The sequence below is a fragment of the Streptomyces sp. NPDC029014 genome, assembly GCF_055564695.1.
Map to the genome: position 1 here is coordinate 20936 of NZ_JBVHVT010000029.1, position 17021 is coordinate 37956.

The 17021-nt window shown below is 74.3% G+C and carries 14 protein-coding genes and 1 pseudogene; 11 read left to right on the forward strand and 4 right to left on the reverse strand.

Going from position 1 to position 17021, the window contains the following annotated elements; genetic code table 11:
• Positions 1-148 precede the first annotated feature (148 nt).
• The 9 genes from ACZ4VL_RS17755 (at position 149) to ACZ4VL_RS17795 (ending at position 11260) form a co-directional block, all read left to right on the forward strand.
• Positions 149-1831, forward strand: a complete 1683-nt coding sequence (locus ACZ4VL_RS17755) for a protein kinase domain-containing protein (protein WP_468200530.1) — start codon at positions 149-151, stop codon at positions 1829-1831.
• A 495-nt stretch (positions 1832-2326) separates the two neighbouring features.
• Complete coding sequence (locus ACZ4VL_RS17760; protein WP_468200532.1) at positions 2327-2782, forward strand: hypothetical protein; 456 nt, start codon at positions 2327-2329, stop codon at positions 2780-2782.
• A gap of 107 nt (positions 2783-2889) precedes the next feature.
• On the forward strand, positions 2890-3594 hold the full coding sequence (locus ACZ4VL_RS17765) for a PadR family transcriptional regulator (RefSeq protein ID WP_468200534.1): 705 nt from the start codon (positions 2890-2892) through the stop codon (positions 3592-3594).
• Positions 3595-3620: 26 nt separating this feature from the next.
• Positions 3621-4355: an ABC transporter ATP-binding protein gene (locus ACZ4VL_RS17770; RefSeq protein ID WP_468200536.1), complete on the forward strand. Its 735-nt coding sequence runs from the start codon at positions 3621-3623 to the stop codon at positions 4353-4355.
• Between the two features lie 95 nt (positions 4356-4450).
• Positions 4451-7180, forward strand: a complete 2730-nt coding sequence (locus tag ACZ4VL_RS17775; protein WP_468200626.1) for an FtsX-like permease family protein — start codon at positions 4451-4453, stop codon at positions 7178-7180.
• A gap of 94 nt (positions 7181-7274) precedes the next feature.
• Positions 7275-7814, forward strand: coding sequence for a bacterial proteasome activator family protein (locus ACZ4VL_RS17780; RefSeq protein ID WP_468200538.1), 540 nt, complete (start codon positions 7275-7277; stop codon positions 7812-7814).
• A gap of 124 nt (positions 7815-7938) precedes the next feature.
• Complete coding sequence (locus ACZ4VL_RS17785; protein WP_468200539.1) at positions 7939-8862, forward strand: NTP transferase domain-containing protein; 924 nt, start codon at positions 7939-7941, stop codon at positions 8860-8862.
• 23 nt (positions 8863-8885) lie between these two features.
• The gene (locus ACZ4VL_RS17790; protein ID WP_468200629.1) at positions 8886-10172 is read left to right on the forward strand and encodes a molybdopterin molybdotransferase MoeA; all 1287 of its coding nucleotides are present in this window, start codon (positions 8886-8888) and stop codon (positions 10170-10172) included.
• Entirely contained in the window at positions 10160-11260 is a 1101-nt protein-coding gene (locus tag ACZ4VL_RS17795; protein ID WP_468200541.1) for a potassium channel family protein, read from the forward strand. Before ACZ4VL_RS17790 ends, ACZ4VL_RS17795 begins: the two co-directional genes overlap by 13 nt.
• Before the next feature lies 1 nt (position 11261).
• Here ACZ4VL_RS17795 and ACZ4VL_RS17800 read toward each other — a convergent pair whose 3' ends face one another.
• Entirely contained in the window at positions 11262-11831 is a 570-nt protein-coding gene (locus ACZ4VL_RS17800; protein ID WP_468200543.1) for an RICIN domain-containing protein, read from the reverse strand.
• Positions 11832-11978: 147 nt separating this feature from the next.
• On the opposite strand from ACZ4VL_RS17800, the gene ACZ4VL_RS17805 reads away from it, so the two are divergent.
• Complete coding sequence (locus tag ACZ4VL_RS17805) at positions 11979-12956, forward strand: NAD(P)H-quinone oxidoreductase (protein WP_468200544.1); 978 nt, start codon at positions 11979-11981, stop codon at positions 12954-12956.
• Between the two features lie 29 nt (positions 12957-12985).
• Positions 12986-13308 (forward strand): annotated as a pseudogene (locus ACZ4VL_RS17810) (FAD-dependent oxidoreductase); the annotation flags it as partial.
• Positions 13309-13351: 43 nt separating this feature from the next.
• Here the strand turns inward: ACZ4VL_RS17810 and ACZ4VL_RS17815 are convergent.
• From ACZ4VL_RS17815 to pdhA, 3 genes are read right to left on the reverse strand one after another with little or no spacing between them, the layout of a single operon-like run.
• Positions 13352-14710, reverse strand: coding sequence for a dihydrolipoamide acetyltransferase family protein (locus ACZ4VL_RS17815; protein WP_468200545.1), 1359 nt, complete (start codon positions 14708-14710; stop codon positions 13352-13354).
• The gene (locus ACZ4VL_RS17820; protein WP_468200546.1) at positions 14710-15708 is read right to left on the reverse strand and encodes an alpha-ketoacid dehydrogenase subunit beta; all 999 of its coding nucleotides are present in this window, start codon (positions 15706-15708) and stop codon (positions 14710-14712) included. Before ACZ4VL_RS17820 ends, ACZ4VL_RS17815 begins: the two co-directional genes overlap by 1 nt.
• Positions 15705-16841: a pyruvate dehydrogenase (acetyl-transferring) E1 component subunit alpha gene (gene pdhA, locus ACZ4VL_RS17825; protein WP_468200547.1), complete on the reverse strand. Its 1137-nt coding sequence runs from the start codon at positions 16839-16841 to the stop codon at positions 15705-15707. Before pdhA ends, ACZ4VL_RS17820 begins: the two co-directional genes overlap by 4 nt.
• Positions 16842-17021: the final 180 nt, after the last annotated feature.

Sequence of the window (17021 nt, forward strand, 5' to 3'; positions counted from 1 at the left end):
ACAGGTGGCCGTTCGGACAATGGCTCGTGGTGGCCTTGTCGTCACGGAACGGGTACCTGGCTTGACGTGTGCTTGCCCTCCGGCAGACTGGGCCCGACATGCGATCAGCCGGACGCGTAGAGACACACCCCGAGGGGAAGCAACAGCCATGAGCCAGGACGGCAATCAGGCCCAGTACGCGGGCGGATCTCTGGCCGGTGGCCGTTACCAGCTAAGGGACTTGCTCGGCGCGGGCGGTATGGCGTCCGTCTACCTGGCGTACGACAGTGCGCTCGACCGGCAGGTCGCCATCAAGACGCTGCACAGCGACCTGGGCCGGGAGGCGTCCTTCCGCGAGCGGTTCCGCCGCGAGGCCCAGGCTGTTGCGAAACTGTCGCACACGAACATCGTCTCGGTCTTCGACACGGGTGAGGGCGAGGTCACTTTCCCCGACGGCCGCAGCGACGCGGCGGTCATGCCGTACATCGTCATGGAGTACGTGGAGGGCCAGCCGCTCGGCTCGGCACTCGCCGCGGACGTCCGCCAGTACGGGGCGATGCCCGCCGAGAAGGCGCTGAAGGTGACGGCCGACGTGCTGGCCGCGCTGGACACCAGCCACGAGATGGGGCTGGTCCACCGCGACATCAAGCCCGGCAACGTGATGATGACCAAGCGCGGCGTGGTCAAGGTGATGGACTTCGGCATCGCCCGCGCCATGCAGTCCGGCGTCACGTCGATGACGCAGACCGGCATGGTCGTCGGCACCCCGCAGTACCTGTCGCCCGAGCAGGCGCTGGGGCGCGGCGTCGACGCCCGCTCCGACCTGTACTCGGTCGGCATCATGCTGTTCCAGCTGCTGACCGGCCGGCTCCCCTTCGACGCCGACTCGCCGCTGGCCATCGCGTACGCCCACGTGCAGGAGGAGCCGGTCGCCCCGTCCTCCGTCAACCGCTCGCTCACCCCGGCGATGGACGCTCTGGTGGCGCGGGCCCTGAAGAAGAACCCGAACGAGCGCTTCCCCACCGCGGCGACGATGCGGGACGAGATCGCACGGGTGCTGGCGGCCGGTCAGACCGGTGCCCCGGCCATCGTCCCGGGCGCCCACACCGGCGGCAGCGGAGCGGGAGTCGGCTCGGCCGTGTTCCCGCCGCTGGACTCCGGCTTCCCGGCGCCGACGGCCCAGCAGGTGCAGCAGCCGTACGCGCCGACCCCGGCCCCGGCCGGGTACGCGCCGACCCCGCCGCCCATGGCGCAGACGCACGGTCAGGGCGGGTACGCCTACCCGCCGCAGCAGCCGGTGGCGCAGGGGTACGCGCCGCAGACCCCGCCGCCGTTCGCCTCCTCCACCGCCCAGCAGGCGTCGGTCGGCGCCGGTGGCGCGGGCGGCAAGCGGAACATGCCGGTGGTCGTGGGTGCGATCGCGGTGGCGCTGCTGGCCATCGGCGGCCTCGTCTACGCCGTCGTCAACAACGGCGACGACGAGGGCGGCAAGAACGACCAGGCCAACCAGCAGACGACCACGGGCGGCCCGGCGACCAACCCGTCCGGCTCCGCCAAGGCCGGGCACAAGGGCCCGGACACCAGCCGCACCATCGACCTGCAGAAGTGCAAGGAGCCGACCAAGCACTACAGCGACGCCTCCAAGGTCGTGGCGCCGGACTTCCGGTACAAGAACGTCCGCTCGGTGAAGGAGTGCATCCAGGCCGCGGGCTGGAAGTACAAGATCGAGAAGCGGGACGAGGCGGTCTACGGCGAGGACACGGTGCTGTCTCAGCTGCCCGAAGCGGGCGGCAAGATCGACAAGGACGGCACCGAGTTCACGCTGGTCATCTCCACGGGCGACCCGCAGTAGGCGAACGGCGGGCGGGCCGGCCCCTGCGGCCGGCTGCCGGCCCCGCCGACCGGACGGCTGTCCGCCGTTCGGCTCCATGTACGGGACACCGCATCCCGGGCACCCGCGATAGGGCGCCCGGGATGCCTGTTTTGCCCCACCATGTGAATCTGAGCGTGAACATCCCGGCCTCCCCCAGACTCCGTCCGGGGGGACCCCCACGCATGGGAGGGGCTCCCCGTGAACCGAAGAATCCGGGCGCCACGCCCACCGGTCACGCGGCCCCCACGCCTACGGGTCGTACGGACCCGGCGCCCGCGGGTCGCACGGACCCGACACCTGCCGGTCGCACGGACCTGGCGCCCGCGGGTCCCGCGGACCTGGCTCCCGGGGGTCCCTCAGACCTGGCGCCTGCCGGTCCCTCAGATCTGGCTCCCTCGGGTCCCTCAGACCTGGCGCCTGCGGGTCGCACGGACCTGGCGCCTGCCGGTCGCGCGGACCCGGCACCTGCCCGCCGTGGCCCTGCTGCTCGCCGCGGCGCTGTCGCCCGCCGCCCCGGCCGCCTCCGCCTCCCTCCTGGCCGCGGCGCCCGCGGCGGCGCCCCGGACCGCCGATCAGGCCGACGAAGCCCCCGGCGAGGAGGAGTACGGGAAGCTGGCCGGCAGCGTCGCCGGGGTCGGGCGGGTGCGGCCGGGGCGTCCCGCGGCCGAGCCCGCGAACCCGGAGGCCGTCCTCGCCTCCCGCCCCTTCCCCCCGGTGCGGCCCCGCCCGCCCGCGCCCGCCACCCCGCCTCCGCCCGAGCCGCCTCCGGCGCGGCAGACCCCGGGCGGGCGACTCCCCTCCACCCTCGCCACCGAGCCGAACGAACGGGCCGCCGACCTGGCCGCGCACCTGCTCCCGCTCGGCACCGGCTTCGCCCTGATGGGGCTGGGGCTGGGCTACCTCGGGGTGCGGCTGCGCAAGGGCCTCTGACCTGCCACGAAACGCACGGGATTCCGCACGCACCACGGGATCGACGCGTGCGGACCGTCCCGGGGAACGCCTTGCGGGGAGCAACATACTCGGTATACATACTCGGTATGTCGATCCGCCACGGCCTTCTCGCCCTGCTGGAACAAGGACCCCGGTACGGCTCCCAGCTGCGCACCGAGTTCGAGTCCCGCACCGGCGCCACCTGGCCCCTGAACGTCGGGCAGGTGTACACCACCCTCGCCCGCCTGGAGCGCGACGGACTCGTCGCCCCCGGCGGCGAGGACACCGCCGGCCACACCCTCTACGCCATCACCGACACCGGCCGGGCAGAACTGCGCGAGTGGTACGCGCGCCCCGTCGACCGCGCCAACCCGCCCCGCGACGAGCTGTCCATCAAGCTCGCCATGGCGGTGGGCTCGCCCGACGTGGACATCCGCGCCGTCATCCAGGCCCAGCGGCACGCCACGATCAAGGCGATGCAGGACTACACCCGGCTCAAGGTGCAGGCACTCGCCGCCATCGAGAAGGGCGAGTCCCACGAACGCGACGACGTGGCCTGGCTCCTGGTCCTCGAACAGCTGATCTTCCAGACCGAAGCCGAGGCCCGCTGGCTCGACCACAGCGAGTCCCGGCTCGTCCGGCTCTCCCTCACGGCCGGCCGGAGAGCCGCAACCACCCTTCCCCAGGCCGCCGAACCCGCCTCCGGCCCCGCCGACGGCCCCACCACCGACGACCCCACCACCGACGAACCTGCCTCCTCCGGCCCCGCCGCCGCCCCGAAGCCCCGCGCCGCCCGCTCCCCGCGGAGCTGACGACACCGCCGTCCCAGGGGGGACCCATGCCCGACCAGCGCCCCGCGCAGCCCGTACTCCAGCTCGACAGACTCGTCCGCACGCACGGCACCGGCGCCACCGAGGTGCACGCGCTGCGGGGCATCGACCTCGCCGTGTACCCCGGCGAACTCGTCGCCGTCATGGGGCCCTCCGGCTCCGGCAAGTCCACGCTGCTCAGCCTCGCGGGCGGGCTCGACCGGCCCACCAGCGGCCGCGTCGTCGTCGAGGGCACCGACATCACCGCCGTGAGCCGCCGCCAGCTCGCCGCCCTGCGCCGCCGCAGCATCGGCTACGTCTTCCAGGACTACAACCTGATCCCGGCCCTCACCGCCGCCGAGAACATCGCCCTGCCCCTCGAACTCGACGGGGTGTCCGCCCGCAAGGCCCGGACCGCCGCCCTCGCCGCCCTGGAGGAGATGGAGCTCGGCGCGACCGCCGACCGGTTCCCCGACGAGATGTCGGGCGGCCAGCAGCAGCGGGTGGCCATCGCCCGCGCCCTCGTCGGCGACCGCCGCCTCGTCCTCGCCGACGAACCCACCGGCGCCCTCGACTCCGAGACCGGCGAATCCGTCCTCGCCCTGCTCCGCGCGCGCTGCGACGCCGGGGCCGCCGGCATCCTCGTCACCCACGAACCGCGCTTCGCCGCCTGGGCCGACCGCGTGGTCTTCGTACGCGACGGCAGCATCGTCGACTCGACCGTGCGCAGCGACGCCGACTCGCTGCTCCCGGGCCGGGCGTGACGCCCGTGAAGGCGTACCACTCCTGGATCGCGGCCATCCGGATAGCCCGCCGCGAAGCCTGGCGCGCCAAGGGCCGCAGCTCCCTCGTCCTCGCGATGATCGCCCTGCCGATCATCGGGGTCAGCGCGACGGACCTGACCCTGCGCAGCGCCCTGCTCTCGCCCGCCGAGAACCTCACCCGCACGATGGGCGCCGCCGACGCCGCCCTGACCTCCTCGGGCGTGGCGGTCCCCGTCTACCAGACGCCCGACGGCGCCGGCTTCGAGCCCGTCGGCGGCTTCACCCCCGGGCAGTCGCGGGAGCCGGACCCGCAGCAGCTGGCCTCCGCGCTCCCGGCGGGCACCACCTCGGTCAAGGACAGCACCGGCCGCGCCAAGGTCCGCACCCGGTACGGGCTGCTCGACACCGACCTCCGCGAGCTCGACCTGGCCGACCCGCTGGTCGGGGGCATGGTCGTGATGGACCGCGGGCGGGCGCCCGAGGAGACCGGCGAGGTGGTCGCCACCAACGCCTTCCTGAACGCCTCCGGCCTGTTCGTCGGTTCGCAGTTCACCCCCCGCGGCTCGGCCACCTGGTACCGGATCGTGGGCGCGTACGACGTGCCGTCGGAACTCGGCAGGGAAGAGGTCATCGCCCCGCCCGGCACCCTGCTGACCCCGCTCGACAAGGAGCTCCAGTCCGCCGGGGTGCCCGGAGTGGTCGCCCACGACACGTACCTCGTGAAGACCGGGCCCGGTGGTTTCACGTGGAACATGGTCAAGGAGGCCAACACCAAGGGCGTCCTGGTCCAGTCCCGCGCCGTCACCCTGCACCCGCCGGCCCCCTCCGACGTGCCGCTCTACGCGCAGACGGACGACCTCCTCCAGGAGGGACCGCAGCAGACGCGGGCGAGCGAAATGGCCGTGCTCGCCACGGTCGTCGGCCTCGCGGTGCTGGAGATCTGCCTGCTGGCCGGGCCCGCCTTCGCGGTCGGCGCCCGCCGCGCACGCCGCCAGCTCGGGCTCGTCGGCGCCAACGGCGGCGACCGGTGCCACATCCGGGCCATCGTGCTCTCCGGAGGCCTGGTCATCGGCGCGGCCGCGGCCGTCCTCGGCACCGCGGCCGGCACGCTGCTCACCGTGGCCCTGCGGCCGTGGCTGGAGGAGTTCGTCGGCGTGCGCTTCGGCAGCCTCGACTTCCGCCCGCTGGAGATCGCCGGGATCGCGCTGCTCGCCGTCGTGACCGGGCTGCTGGCCGCGGTGGCCCCGGCCGTCGGCGCCTCCCGCCAGACCGTGCTGTCCTCGCTGACCGGCCGGCGCGGCATCCGCCGGGCCAACCGCGTCCTGCCCTTCGTGGGGCTCGCGGCCCTCGGCCTCGGCACGGCGATCGCCCTGCTCGGAAGCGCCGCCGCGATGGGCGCCAGCATCGTCGTGCTCGGCAGCGCCCTCGCCGAGCTCGGCCTCGTCGCCCTCACCCCGGTGCTGGTCGGCCTGTTCGGGCGGCTCGGGCGCTGGCTGCCGCTGTCGCCCCGGCTCGCCCTGCGCGACGCCGTGCGCAACCGGGGCCGTACCGCGCCCGCCGTGGCCGCCGTCATGGCCGCCGTCGCCGGTACCGTCGCGGTCGCCACCTACGAGCACAGCAGCGACGCCCAGGCCCGGTTCGAGTACGTCGCCGACCTGCCGGCCGGCGCCGGCCGGGTGGAGCTGCAGGAGGAGGGGCACCAGAAGGCCATGGCGGCCGTCCGCGAGGCCGTGAGCCGCGAACTCCCGCTGTCCGTACGGGCGGACGTGGACTACGTCCAGGTCGGGGCGCCCGACTGCGACCAGGACGCGCACGGCGAGGGCTGCGGCCGGGCCGAGGTCTTCCGGCCCGCGGACCAGCGCTGCCCGCTGCACGCGGCCGGCGTCAAGCTCTCCTCCTTCACCGCGGCGGAGCAGAAGGCGCTGCGCCGGGACTGGCGGTGCGCCGTCCCCCGGCACGTCTCGGCGTACCCGCTGGTCGTCGCCGACGAGAAGCTGCTGACCGCCCTCGCCGTCACGGACCCGGGTACGGTCTCCGCGCTGAAGTCGGGGCGGGCCGTCTCCTTCGACCGGCGCGACGTCAAGGACGGCCGGGTCACGGTGCGGCTGATCAGCGCCGAGGCGGACCGTGCAGTGAGCGGATCGGGCGACGACGCCCCCGGCGAGGACAAGGTGTTCGCCGTGCACCAGGCGCCCGAAGGCCTCGACGGCTACGGCATCGCCCTGGTCCTGCCGCCGTCCGCCGCCCGGGCGGCCGGACTCACCACCCGGCCGTTCGCCTCGTACTTCACCCTGGACGGGGCGGCCACCGACCGGCAGCGGCAGCAGCTGGCCGCGCAGATCGACCGGATCGGCGTGGAGGCCCCGGTCCAGATCGAGTCCGGCTACCAGGGCGGCGACAGGGTCGCCCTGCTCGTGCTGACCGTCTTCGCCGGCCTGGTCACCCTCGGCGCCGCCGGCATCGCGACAGGACTCGCACAGACCGACGCCGAGGCGGACCTGAAGACCCTGTCGGCGGTCGGCGCGCCCCCACGGGTGCGACGGGCCCTCAGCGGTTTCCAGTGCGGCCTGGTGGCCCTCATGGGAGTCGTCCTGGGCACCGCGTCCGGAATCCTGCCCGCGGTCGGTCTGCGGCTCTTCCAGCGGCACGAGGCCGAGCGACTCCTGGAACTCCCCGGCAGCCCGGACCACACGGTGTACGTGCCGGTCGTGCTGCCGTGGGAGACGTTCGGGACGCTGCTGCTCCTGGTCCCGCTCGGCGCCGCCCTGCTGGCCGCCCTGGTGACCCGGTCCGGCGACGGGCTCGCCAGGCGCGCAGCCGCCTGACGGTCACCCGGTGTTGCCGCCCCCGTACAGGGTGGATCACGCGCGTACGGGGGCACACCGTCTGAGAACCCAGGTGTGCGAGAGAATGACAGGCATGGAGATGCCGAGGAGTGAACGGTCGCAGGACAGTCCCCCGCACGTCCTGATCGTGGGACAGGACGGGATGGCGGTCGGCGGCGCCGATGACGAGTCGCGCGAGGTCCCGGTGACGGAAATGGTCGAACAGCCCGCCAAGGTCATGCGGATCGGCAGCATGATCAAGCAACTTCTGGAAGAGGTCCGCGCCGCGCCTCTGGACGAGGCGAGCCGGGTCCGCCTGAAGGACATCCACGCCGCGTCGGTCAAGGAGCTCGAGGACGGCCTGGCTCCGGAGCTCGTCGAGGAACTGGAGCGGCTCTCCCTGCCGTTCACCGAGGAGGCCGTGCCCTCCGAGGCGGAACTGCGGATCGCGCAGGCCCAGTTGGTGGGCTGGTTGGAAGGTCTCTTCCACGGCATCCAGACCGCCCTGTTCGCGCAGCAGATGGCGGCGCGGGCCCAACTGGAGCAGATGCGCCGGGCCCTGCCGGCCGGCGCGTCCCACGACGACGACGAGGAAGGCCCGCAGCGGCCCGTCCGCTCGGGACCGTACCTGTAAGCCACCGCGCGAGCGGCGACGAGCACGCGGGCGGGGCCGGATCGCACCGGCCCCGCCCGTTTCACGTCCGAGCCGCGGCAAGTGCGTTTCCCCGGCCGGGACATGGTCCGCGCATACTCGGGGCATGAGCTACGACGCGATCGTCCTCGCCGGCGGCGCCGCGCGGCGACTCGGCGGTGCGGACAAGCCGGGCCTCCGCGTGGGCGGCCGGACCCTGCTCGACCGCGTCCTCGACGCCTGCGCCGACGCGGCGGCCACCGTGGTGGTCGGGGACCGCCGGCCCACGGCCCGGCCGGTCCGCTGGGCCCGGGAGAACCCGCCCGGCGCCGGGCCGGTGGCCGCCCTCGACGCCGGACTGCGGCAGACCACGGCCGAGCTGGTCCTCGTCCTCTCCGCCGACCTCCCCTTCCTCGACCGGGGCACCGTCCGGTCCCTGCTCTCGGCGTCCGGTGCGCAGGGCGCCGCGGACGGCGAGGGCCCGGAAGGCCCGGTGGATCCGGAGGGCCCTGAAGGCGCCCTGCTGCGCGACCGCACCGGCCGCGACCAGCCCCTGGTCGCCGCCTACCGGGCCGAGCCGCTGCGCCGCGAGATCGCCCTGCTGGCCGCCGAGCACGGCACCCTGTCCGGGCTGCCCCTGCGCGCGCTCACCGCCGAGCTGCGGCTGACGCACGTGACGGACACGGAGCCGCTCGCCTCCTTCGACTGCGACACCTGGGAGGATCTTGCTTCAGCCCGCGCCAGGATCAGGGAGCATGGAAACGTGCTGGACCAATGGATCACCGCAGCCAAGGCCGAGCTCGGCATCGACGTGGACGTCGACACCAAGGCCCTGCTCGACCTCGCCCGTGACGCCGCCCACGGCGTCGCCCGGCCCGCCGCCCCGCTGACCACCTTCCTGGTCGGCTACGCGGCGGCCCGTGCCGAAGCCGCCGGAGCGGATCCCGCCGCCGCCGTCGCGGAAGCCTCCCGCAAGGCCGCCGAGCTGGCGCTGCGCTGGGCGGCCGAGACCGGGGACGGCACCGCGTCCGGAGAGAGCACCCCCGGATGAGCCCCACCGACGCCGACCGCGCCATGGAGGCCCTCGACGAGGCCCTCGCCCTGGTCAGCCGCGCCCCCGCCGGCGGCGGCCCCGGCCCGGGCCCGGCCGGGCGCCGTGCCCTCGGCTGGACGCAGGCCCGCGAGGCCGCCGCCCGCGCCGGAGCAGGCGTCCGCGCCCGCATCCACCGCGTGCCGCTGACCGAGGCCCTCGGGGAGGTGCTGGACCAGCCCTTGGAAGCCCTCACCGACCTGCCGTCCTTCGACACCTCCGCCATGGACGGCTGGGCCGTCGCCGGGCCCGGCCCCTGGACGGTGCGCCCGGGGGAGGGGGTGCTGGCCGGCTCCGCGCGCCCCGAGCCGCTGGCCGACGGGGAGGCCGTCCGGATCGCCACCGGCGCCCGGGTCCCCGCCGACACCACCGCCGTGCTGCGCAGCGAGCACTCCCGGGAGTCCGGCTCCCACCTCTACGCCGACCGGCCGGTGCAGACCGGCCAGGACATCCGCCCGCGCGGCCAGGAGTGCCGCTCCGGCGACCTGATGCTGCCCGCCGGATCGCTGGTCACCCCGGCCGTGCTGGGCCTCGCCGCGGCCGCCGGGTACGACGAGCTGGCCACCCGCCCGCGGCCCCGGGTGGAGGTGCTGGTCCTCGGCGACGAACTGCTCACCGAGGGCCGCCCGCACGACGGCCTCATCCGCGACGCCCTCAGCCCCATGCTGGCCCCCTGGCTGACCCGGATCGGGGCCGAGGTCATCGGCACCCGCCGGATCGGCGACGACCCGGCCGGCGCGGAGGCCCTGCTGGACGCGGTCACCGGCTCCACGGCCGACGTGGTCATCACCACCGGCGGCACCGCCTCCGGGCCCGTGGACCACGTCCACCGCGTCCTGCACCGGGCCGGGGCGGAGCTGCTGGTCGACGGGGTGGCCGTACGCCCCGGGCACCCCATGCTGCTGGCCCGGCTCGGCGACCGCACCGAGGGCCGCCACCTCGTCGGGCTGCCCGGCAACCCGCTCGCCGCCGTCTCCGGCCTGCTGACCCTCGCCGAACCACTGCTGCGCGCCCTCGCCGGCCGCCGGCAGCGCCCCCGGTACGCCGTCCCCGTCCAGGGCGGGATCCCCGGCCACCCGTACGACACCCGGCTCGTTCCGGTCATGCTGACCGACGAGCACGCCGTACCGCTGCGCTACAACGGCCCGGCGATGCTGCGCGGCATCGCCGCCGCCGATGCGCTGGCCGTCGTACCGCCGCACGGTGCGCGGGCGGGGCAGGACCTGGAGATCCTCGACCTGCCGTGGGTCTCGGGAGGATGTTTCACGTGAAACTCCACGGCCAGGACGCGATCGCCCGGGAAGCGGGCGAGAACCTCGTCTCGCGCCGCGTCCAACTGCCCCGGCGGGTGGTGGAGAAGCCGATCCGGCAGGTCGCCAAACGGGTGCTGATGGCCCTGTTCGTGCTGTTCCTGACGGTCCTGATCGTCTGGCTCGACCGCGGCGGCTACCACGACAACGCGAACGACACGGTCGACCTGCTGGACTGCATCTACTACGCCACCGTGACCCTGTCGACGACCGGCTACGGCGACATCGTCCCGTACAGCGACAGCGCCCGGTTGGTCAACATCCTGCTCATCACTCCGCTGCGGGTGCTGTTCCTGATCATCCTGGTGGGAACCACCCTGGAAGTGCTGACCGAGAAGACCAGGGAAGAGTGGCGGCTGGGCCGCTGGAGGAAGAACTTGCGCGAGCACACGGTCGTCGTCGGCTTCGGCACCAAGGGGCGCTCCGCCCTGATGACCCTGCTGGCCACCGGCCTCAGGAAGGACCGGGTCGTCATCGTGGACCCCAGCTCCAAGGTGATCGACACGGCCAACGCCGAGGGGTTCACGGGGGTGGTGGGCGACGCGACCCGCTCCGATGTCCTGCTCCGCGCCGAGGTGCAGAGGGCCCGTCAGGTCATCATCGCCACCCAGCGGGACGACACGGCGGTGCTGGTCACCCTGACGGCGCGGCAGCTCAACCGCGGAGCGAAGATCGTCGCCGCGGTCCGCGAGGAGGAGAACGCCCCGCTGCTGCGCCAGTCGGGTGCCGACGCGGTCATCACCAGCGCGAGCGCGGCCGGGCGGCTCCTGGGCCTGTCGGTCCTGAGTCCCAGCGCCGGCACGGTGATGGAGGACCTGATCCAGCAGGGCAGCGGGCTGGACATCATGGAGCGGCCGGTCAACAAGGCGGAGGTGGGCCGGAGCGTACGGGAGACCGACGACCTGGTGGTCAGCGTGCTCCGCGGCCACCGGCTGATCCCGTACGACGACCCGCACGCGAGCCCGCTCCAGCTGACGGACCGTCTCATCACCATCGTCCGCGCGGCTCCGCCCGCCTCCCCGGGCGAAGGGGCCGGCGCGAAGGAGTAGGTCATCCCGCCAGGCGCAGGCTCCAGCGGCGCGACGGGTGGGTGTCGCAGTCGTACTGCACCAGCCTGACGTTGTTGTCGGTGGAGACCCCGCCCGCCACCGTCATGCACAGGCCGGTGCCCGCGTTGACGAGCTGGTAGGAGCTGCTCGCGCTGTCCCAGTTGGTGACCCTCCAACGGCGCGAGGGGTGGCTGTCGCAGGTGAACTGGACGAGGCCGACGTTGTTCTCGACGGACTCGCCGCCGGCGACCGTCGCGCACTTGTCGGTCTGGTCGTTGACGAGCTGGTACGAGCGGCCGTTGTAGTGGGTGAGGATCCACCGGCGCGACGGGTGCGTGTCACAGCTGAACTGGACGAGCTCGGTGTTGTTTGCCGTGGAGACACCCCCGGCGACGGTCGCGCACGTGCCGGTCTGCGCGTTGACGAGCTGGAACGAGGCTCCCGACACCGGGCCCGGGTCGGCGGGTGCGGCCGGGTGTGCCACGGCGGGAACGGGGAGCAGCATGAGGCCGCCGGCCGCGAAGGCCGTCGCGGCCGTCGCCAGCCGGCGGATGCGGGGGGACGTGCGCATGGACTGCCCCTCTCTCGATTCCGCGGGAAAGGCGCCGGCGCGGGCGAACGGCCCTGCCGGCGACCGCTGATCAAGGTCGGACGACCCTCCCACTATCGGCGCCGGGGAGGGGGCCCGCAACCGGGGAGTTGGCGTACGCTCCGGGCCATGCATGCGATCTCCATCGAGCAGCCCGGCGGCCCCGAGGCCCTCGTCTGGGCCGAGGCCCCCGACCCGGTGCCCGGCGAGGGCGAGGTCCTCGTCGACGTCGCCGCGAGCGCGGTCAACCGTGCCGACGTCCTGCAGCGCCAGGGCTTCTACAACCCACCGCCCGGCGCCTCGCCCCACCCGGGCCTGGAGTGCTCGGGCCGGATCTCGGCGGTCGGCCCGGGCGTCTCCGGCTGGGCCGTGGGCGACGAGGTGTGCGCACTGCTCAGCGGCGGCGGGTACGCCGAGCGGGTGGCTGTGCCGGCGGGCCAGCTGCTGCCCGTTCCGGAGGGCGTGGACCTGGTGACCGCGGCGGCCCTGCCGGAGGCGGCCTGCACGGTCTGGTCGAACCTGTTCATGGTGGCCCACGTACGGCCGGGCGAGACCGTGCTGGTGCACGGCGGCTCCAGCGGCATCGGCACCATGGCGATCCAGCTCGCGAAGGCCGTCGGCGCGACGGTGGCGGTGACCGCCGGCGGACCCGAGAAGCTGGCCCGCTGCAAGGAGCTGGGCGCGGACGTCCTGATCGACTACCGCGAGCAGGACTTCGTGGCGGAGGTGCGGGCCGCGACGGGCGGTGCCGGGGCCGACGTGATCCTGGACATCATCGGGGCGAAGTACCTGGCGCGGAACGTCGACGCCCTCGCCGTGAACGGGCGGCTCGCCATCATCGGGCTCCAGGGCGGGGTCAAGGCCGAACTGAACCTGGGCACCCTGCTGTCGAAGCGGGCGGCCATCGCCGGGACCACGCTGCGGGCCCGACCGCAGACCGAGAAGGCGGCCATCGTCGCGGCGGTGCGGGAGCACGTGTGGCCGCTGGTGGCGGCGGGCCGGATCCGCCCGGTCGTGCACGCCGTGTACCCCGTCCGTGAGGTGGCCGAGGCGCACCGGACGATGGAGTCCAGCAGCCACGTGGGCAAGCTCCTGCTGACGATGTGAGCGCCCCCGCGGGCGGCTACTCGATGGCGGTCGCCCGGCTGCTGGCGGCCACCCGCCCCGAGGACGTGCTGCACCACGACGTCCACGAGCTGGTGACCCCGCTGCCCTCCTACGCCGCGGGTCGGGTCGCCCTGCAGGGGACGCCGCGCACGCGATGACGCCGAACCTGGGCCAGGGGCCGGGCGGCTCGGCGGGCCGGACGGCTCGGCGGGCCGGGCTGCCCGGCCACCCCGGGGCGGTGTCCCTGCGAACGCAACGGCGCGCTGCGACTGGCCCGTCCGGGGTCGTGGTCCGCGGCATCCTGCGGCATGCGGACTGGACGCCGCCGCGGCTCCCGGCGCGGGCCGTGTGACCCGTACCGGGAGCCGCGGCGGTGTACTGCCGGCCCCGTGCGGCTACAGCGAGCGCAGCAGGACCGCCGGGGACTCGACGCAGTCGGCCACGTACCGCAGGAAGCCGCCCGCGGCCCCGCCGTCGCAGACCCGGTGGTCGAACGTGAGGGACAGCTGGACCACCTGGCGGACCGCCAGCTCGCCCTGGTGGACCCACGGCTTGGGGACGATCCGGCCCACCCCGAGCATCGCCGCCTCCGGGTGGTTGATGATCGGCGTGGACCCGTCCACCCCGAACACCCCGTAGTTGTTCAGCGTGAACGTGCCGCCCGTGAGGTCCGACGGGGCCAGCTTGCCCGTGCGGGCCAGCTCCGTCATCCGGGCGAACTCCGCCGTCAGCGACTCGGCGCTGCGCCCCTGGGCGTCGCGCACCACCGGCACGACCAGGCCGCGCTCGGTCTGGGCGGCGAAGCCGAGGTGCACGGCGGGCAGCCGGACGATCTCGTTCGCCGCGAGGTCCACCGTGGAGTTGAGCTCCGGGTAGCGGGCGAGCGCCGCGGTGCAGATCCGGGCCAGCAGCGCGAGCACCGAGACCTTCGGGCCGCCCGCGGCGTTCATCGCCGCCCGGGCCGCCATCAGCTCGGTCGCATCGGCGTCGACCCAGCACGTGGCGTCCGGGATCTCCCGGCGGCTGCGCGAGAGCTTGTCGGCCACCGCGCCGCGCAGTCCCTTGAGCGGGATGCGCTCACCGGCCGCCTCGACCGCAGCGGCCGCCGCCGGAACGGGGGCCGGAGCCGGCGCCGGGGCCTTGACGGCCGCCTCGACGTCCGCGCGCAGGATCAGGCCCTCGGGGCCGGAGCCGCGCAGGGCGCGCAGGTCGATCCCGTGGTCCCGCGCGAGCTTGCGCACCAGGGGCGAGATCACCGGTACCGGCCCGGTGACCAGGGCCGCCGGGGCGGCAACGGCCACCGCTGCGGCCGCCGGCGCCAGGGCCGCGACGGGAGCGGCGGGAGCGGCGGCGGCAGGGGCGGGAGCCGGCGCGGCGGAGCCCGGTCGCACCCGCCTCCGACGCGCCGGGCGGGAGTGGTCCGTGCCGTAGCCGACCAGGACGTTGCCGGAGCCGGACGCCTCCGGCTCCGCGCCCGAACCGGCCACCGCAGCGGCGTCGCCCGCACCCGCACCCACCGCCACCGTGATCAGCGGTGCTCCGACGGGGAGTTCCGTGCCCTCCTCCCCGAAGCGGGCGGTGACCACACCGCCGTAGGGGCACGGGACCTCCACCATCGCCTTGGCCGTCTCGACCTCGACCACGGGCTGGTCGACGGCGACGACGTCGCCGACCGCCACCAGCCAGCGGACGATCTCGGCCTCGGTCAGTCCCTCCCCGAGGTCGGGGAGCTTGAACTCCATTACCTGCGCCATCAGTTCTCCCACTGCAGGCGGGCCACGGTGTCCAGGATCCGGTCCACACCGGGCAGGTGGTGCTTCTCCAGCATCGGCGGCGGGTACGGGATGTCGAAGCCCGTGACGCGCAGCACCGGCGCCTCCAGGTGGTGGAAGCACTTCTCCTGGATGCGGGCGACGAGCTCCGCGCCCGGTCCGCCGAAGCCGTTCGCCTCGTGCACCACGACCGCGCGCCCGGTACGGCGCACGGCGGCCATGACGGTCTCCTCGTCGAGCGGCACCAGCGAGCGCAGGTCGACGACCTCCAGGTCCCAGCCCTCCTCGCGGGCGGCCTCGGCCGCCTCCAGGCACACCGGCAGGGACGGCCCGTAGGTGATCAGCGTCGCGCTCGTGCCCGGACGCCGGACCTGCGCCGTGCCGATGCCCGGTACGGCGGCGGGCGCCTCGGGGTTCCAGGCGGCCTTCGACCAGTACAGCCGCTTCGGTTCCAGGAAGATGACCGGGTCGTCGCTCGCGATCGACGCGCGCAGCAGCCCGTACGCGTCCTCGACGGTCGCCGGGGTCACCACGTGCAGGCCGGGGGTGGCGATGTAGTACGCCTCGGAGGAGTCGCTGTGGTGCTCCACGCCGCCGATCCCGCCGCCGTACGGCACGCGGATGGTGATCGGCAGCGGCATCGCGCCGCGGGTGCGGTTGCGCATCCGCGCCACGTGCGAGATGAGCTGCTCGAACGCCGGGTAGGCGAACGCGTCGAACTGCATCTCGACGACCGGCCGCAGCCCGTACATGGCCATGCCGACGGCGGTGCCGAGGATGCCGGCCTCCGCGAGCGGGGTGTCCGTGCAGCGGTCCTCGCCGAACTCCTTCGTGAGGCCGTCCGTGATGCGGAAGACGCCGCCGAGGGCGCCGACGTCCTCACCCATGACGTGGACCGTCGGGTCCTCCGCCATGGCGTCGCGCATGGCCCTGTTCAGGGCCTGCGCCATCGTCGCGGGCTTCGCCGCCACCGTGGTCACGACTGTTCCTCCGCGTCGAGCTCGGCCCTCAGCATGTCCGCCTGCTCGCGCAGCCGGCCGGTCTGCTCCGCGTAGACGTGCTCGAACAGGTCCATCGGGTTCAGGACCGGGTCCGCGTTCATCCGCTCCCGCAGGGCGGCCGCCATCTGCTCGGCCGCCTCCTTGGCGGCCTCGATGCCCGCCTCGTCGAGGATGCCGCGGGCGGTCAGCTCGCGCTCCAGCAGGGCCACCGGGTCGTGCCCCTTCCACGCCTCGACCTCGGCGTCGCCGCGGTAGCGGGTCGCGTCGTCGGCGTTCGTGTGGGCTTCCATGCGGTACGTGACGGCTTCGATCAGGGTCGGGCCACCGCCGGACCGGGCCCGCCGGACCGCCTCGGACAGCACCTCGTGGACGGCGGCGATGTCGTTGCCGTCGACGAGGCGGCCGGGCATGCCGTAGCCGACGGCCTTGTGGGCGAGGCTCGGGGCGGCGGTCTGCTTGGCGAGCGGTACGGAGATGGCGAAGCCGTTGTTCTGGACGAGGAAGACCACCGGGGCCTGCCAGACGGCCGCGAAGTTCAGGGCCTCGTGGAAGTCGCCCTCGCTGGTGCCGCCGTCGCCGATCATGGCGAGGGCGACGACCTCGTCACCGCGCAGCCGCGCGGCGTGCGCCAGGCCCACTGCGTGCGGCAGCTGGGTGGCGAGCGGGGTCGACAGCGGGGCGATCCGGTGCTCGCGGGGGTCGTAGCCGGTGTGCCAGTCGCCGCGCAGCAGGGTCAGCGCCTGGACCGGGTCCAGGCCGCGCGCCACGGCCGCGAGGGTGTCGCGGTAGCTGGGGAAGAGCCAGTCCTGCTCCTGGAGGACCAGCGCGGCCGCGATCTCGCAGGCCTCCTGGCCGACCGTGGAGGGGTACACCGCGAGCCGGCCCTGCCGGGTGAGGGCCGTCGCCTGCGCGTTGTAGCGCCGGCCGCGCACCAGCTCGGCGTAGCAGCGGCGCATCAGCTCGGGGTCGAGCTTCTCTGCGGCCGGCGTGCCCAGCACCCGGTACGGCGCGGGGTCCGGGAGCAGCGGGGCGGGGTCCGTCCGGGGACTCCAGGCGGGCGGCGGGGTGGTGCGGTGGGACGCCCCGGCACCGGGCAGCTCTTGGACCGTCATGGCGGCGTACACCTCCTTTTGGGAAGCGGGCAGGAAGTACCTCGGCTGTGAGGCGCCTCACCAACCGATTGTTCGGTCGATGGCGCAATTTGGCTACATGCGGCTCCAGGCTGTGGACAAACTGGCGCCGGGGGCCTGGGATGGGTGCAGGACGTCCAGGAGAGGGAGGCAGTGGGCAAT

Excerpts from the sequence above, each read along its gene's own strand:
- ACZ4VL_RS17755 (WP_468200530.1), top strand. The coding sequence starts at position 149 with ATGAGCCAGGACGGCAATCAGGCCCAGTACGCGGGCGGATCTCTGGCC.
- ACZ4VL_RS17765 (WP_468200534.1), top strand. The coding sequence starts at position 2,890 with ATGTCGATCCGCCACGGCCTTCTCGCCCTGCTGGAACAAGGACCCCGG.
- ACZ4VL_RS17770 (WP_468200536.1), top strand. The coding sequence starts at position 3,621 with ATGCCCGACCAGCGCCCCGCGCAGCCCGTACTCCAGCTCGACAGACTC.
- ACZ4VL_RS17775 (WP_468200626.1), top strand. The coding sequence starts at position 4,451 with ATGATCGCCCTGCCGATCATCGGGGTCAGCGCGACGGACCTGACCCTG.
- ACZ4VL_RS17780 (WP_468200538.1), top strand. The coding sequence starts at position 7,275 with ATGGAGATGCCGAGGAGTGAACGGTCGCAGGACAGTCCCCCGCACGTC.
- ACZ4VL_RS17785 (WP_468200539.1), top strand. The coding sequence starts at position 7,939 with ATGAGCTACGACGCGATCGTCCTCGCCGGCGGCGCCGCGCGGCGACTC.
- ACZ4VL_RS17790 (WP_468200629.1), top strand. The coding sequence starts at position 8,886 with ATGGAGGCCCTCGACGAGGCCCTCGCCCTGGTCAGCCGCGCCCCCGCC.
- ACZ4VL_RS17795 (WP_468200541.1), top strand. The coding sequence starts at position 10,160 with ATGTTTCACGTGAAACTCCACGGCCAGGACGCGATCGCCCGGGAAGCG.
- ACZ4VL_RS17800 (WP_468200543.1), bottom strand. The coding sequence starts at position 11,831 with ATGCGCACGTCCCCCCGCATCCGCCGGCTGGCGACGGCCGCGACGGCC.
- ACZ4VL_RS17805 (WP_468200544.1), top strand. The coding sequence starts at position 11,979 with ATGCATGCGATCTCCATCGAGCAGCCCGGCGGCCCCGAGGCCCTCGTC.
- ACZ4VL_RS17815 (WP_468200545.1), bottom strand. The coding sequence starts at position 14,710 with ATGGCGCAGGTAATGGAGTTCAAGCTCCCCGACCTCGGGGAGGGACTG.
- pdhA (WP_468200547.1), bottom strand. The coding sequence starts at position 16,841 with ATGACGGTCCAAGAGCTGCCCGGTGCCGGGGCGTCCCACCGCACCACC.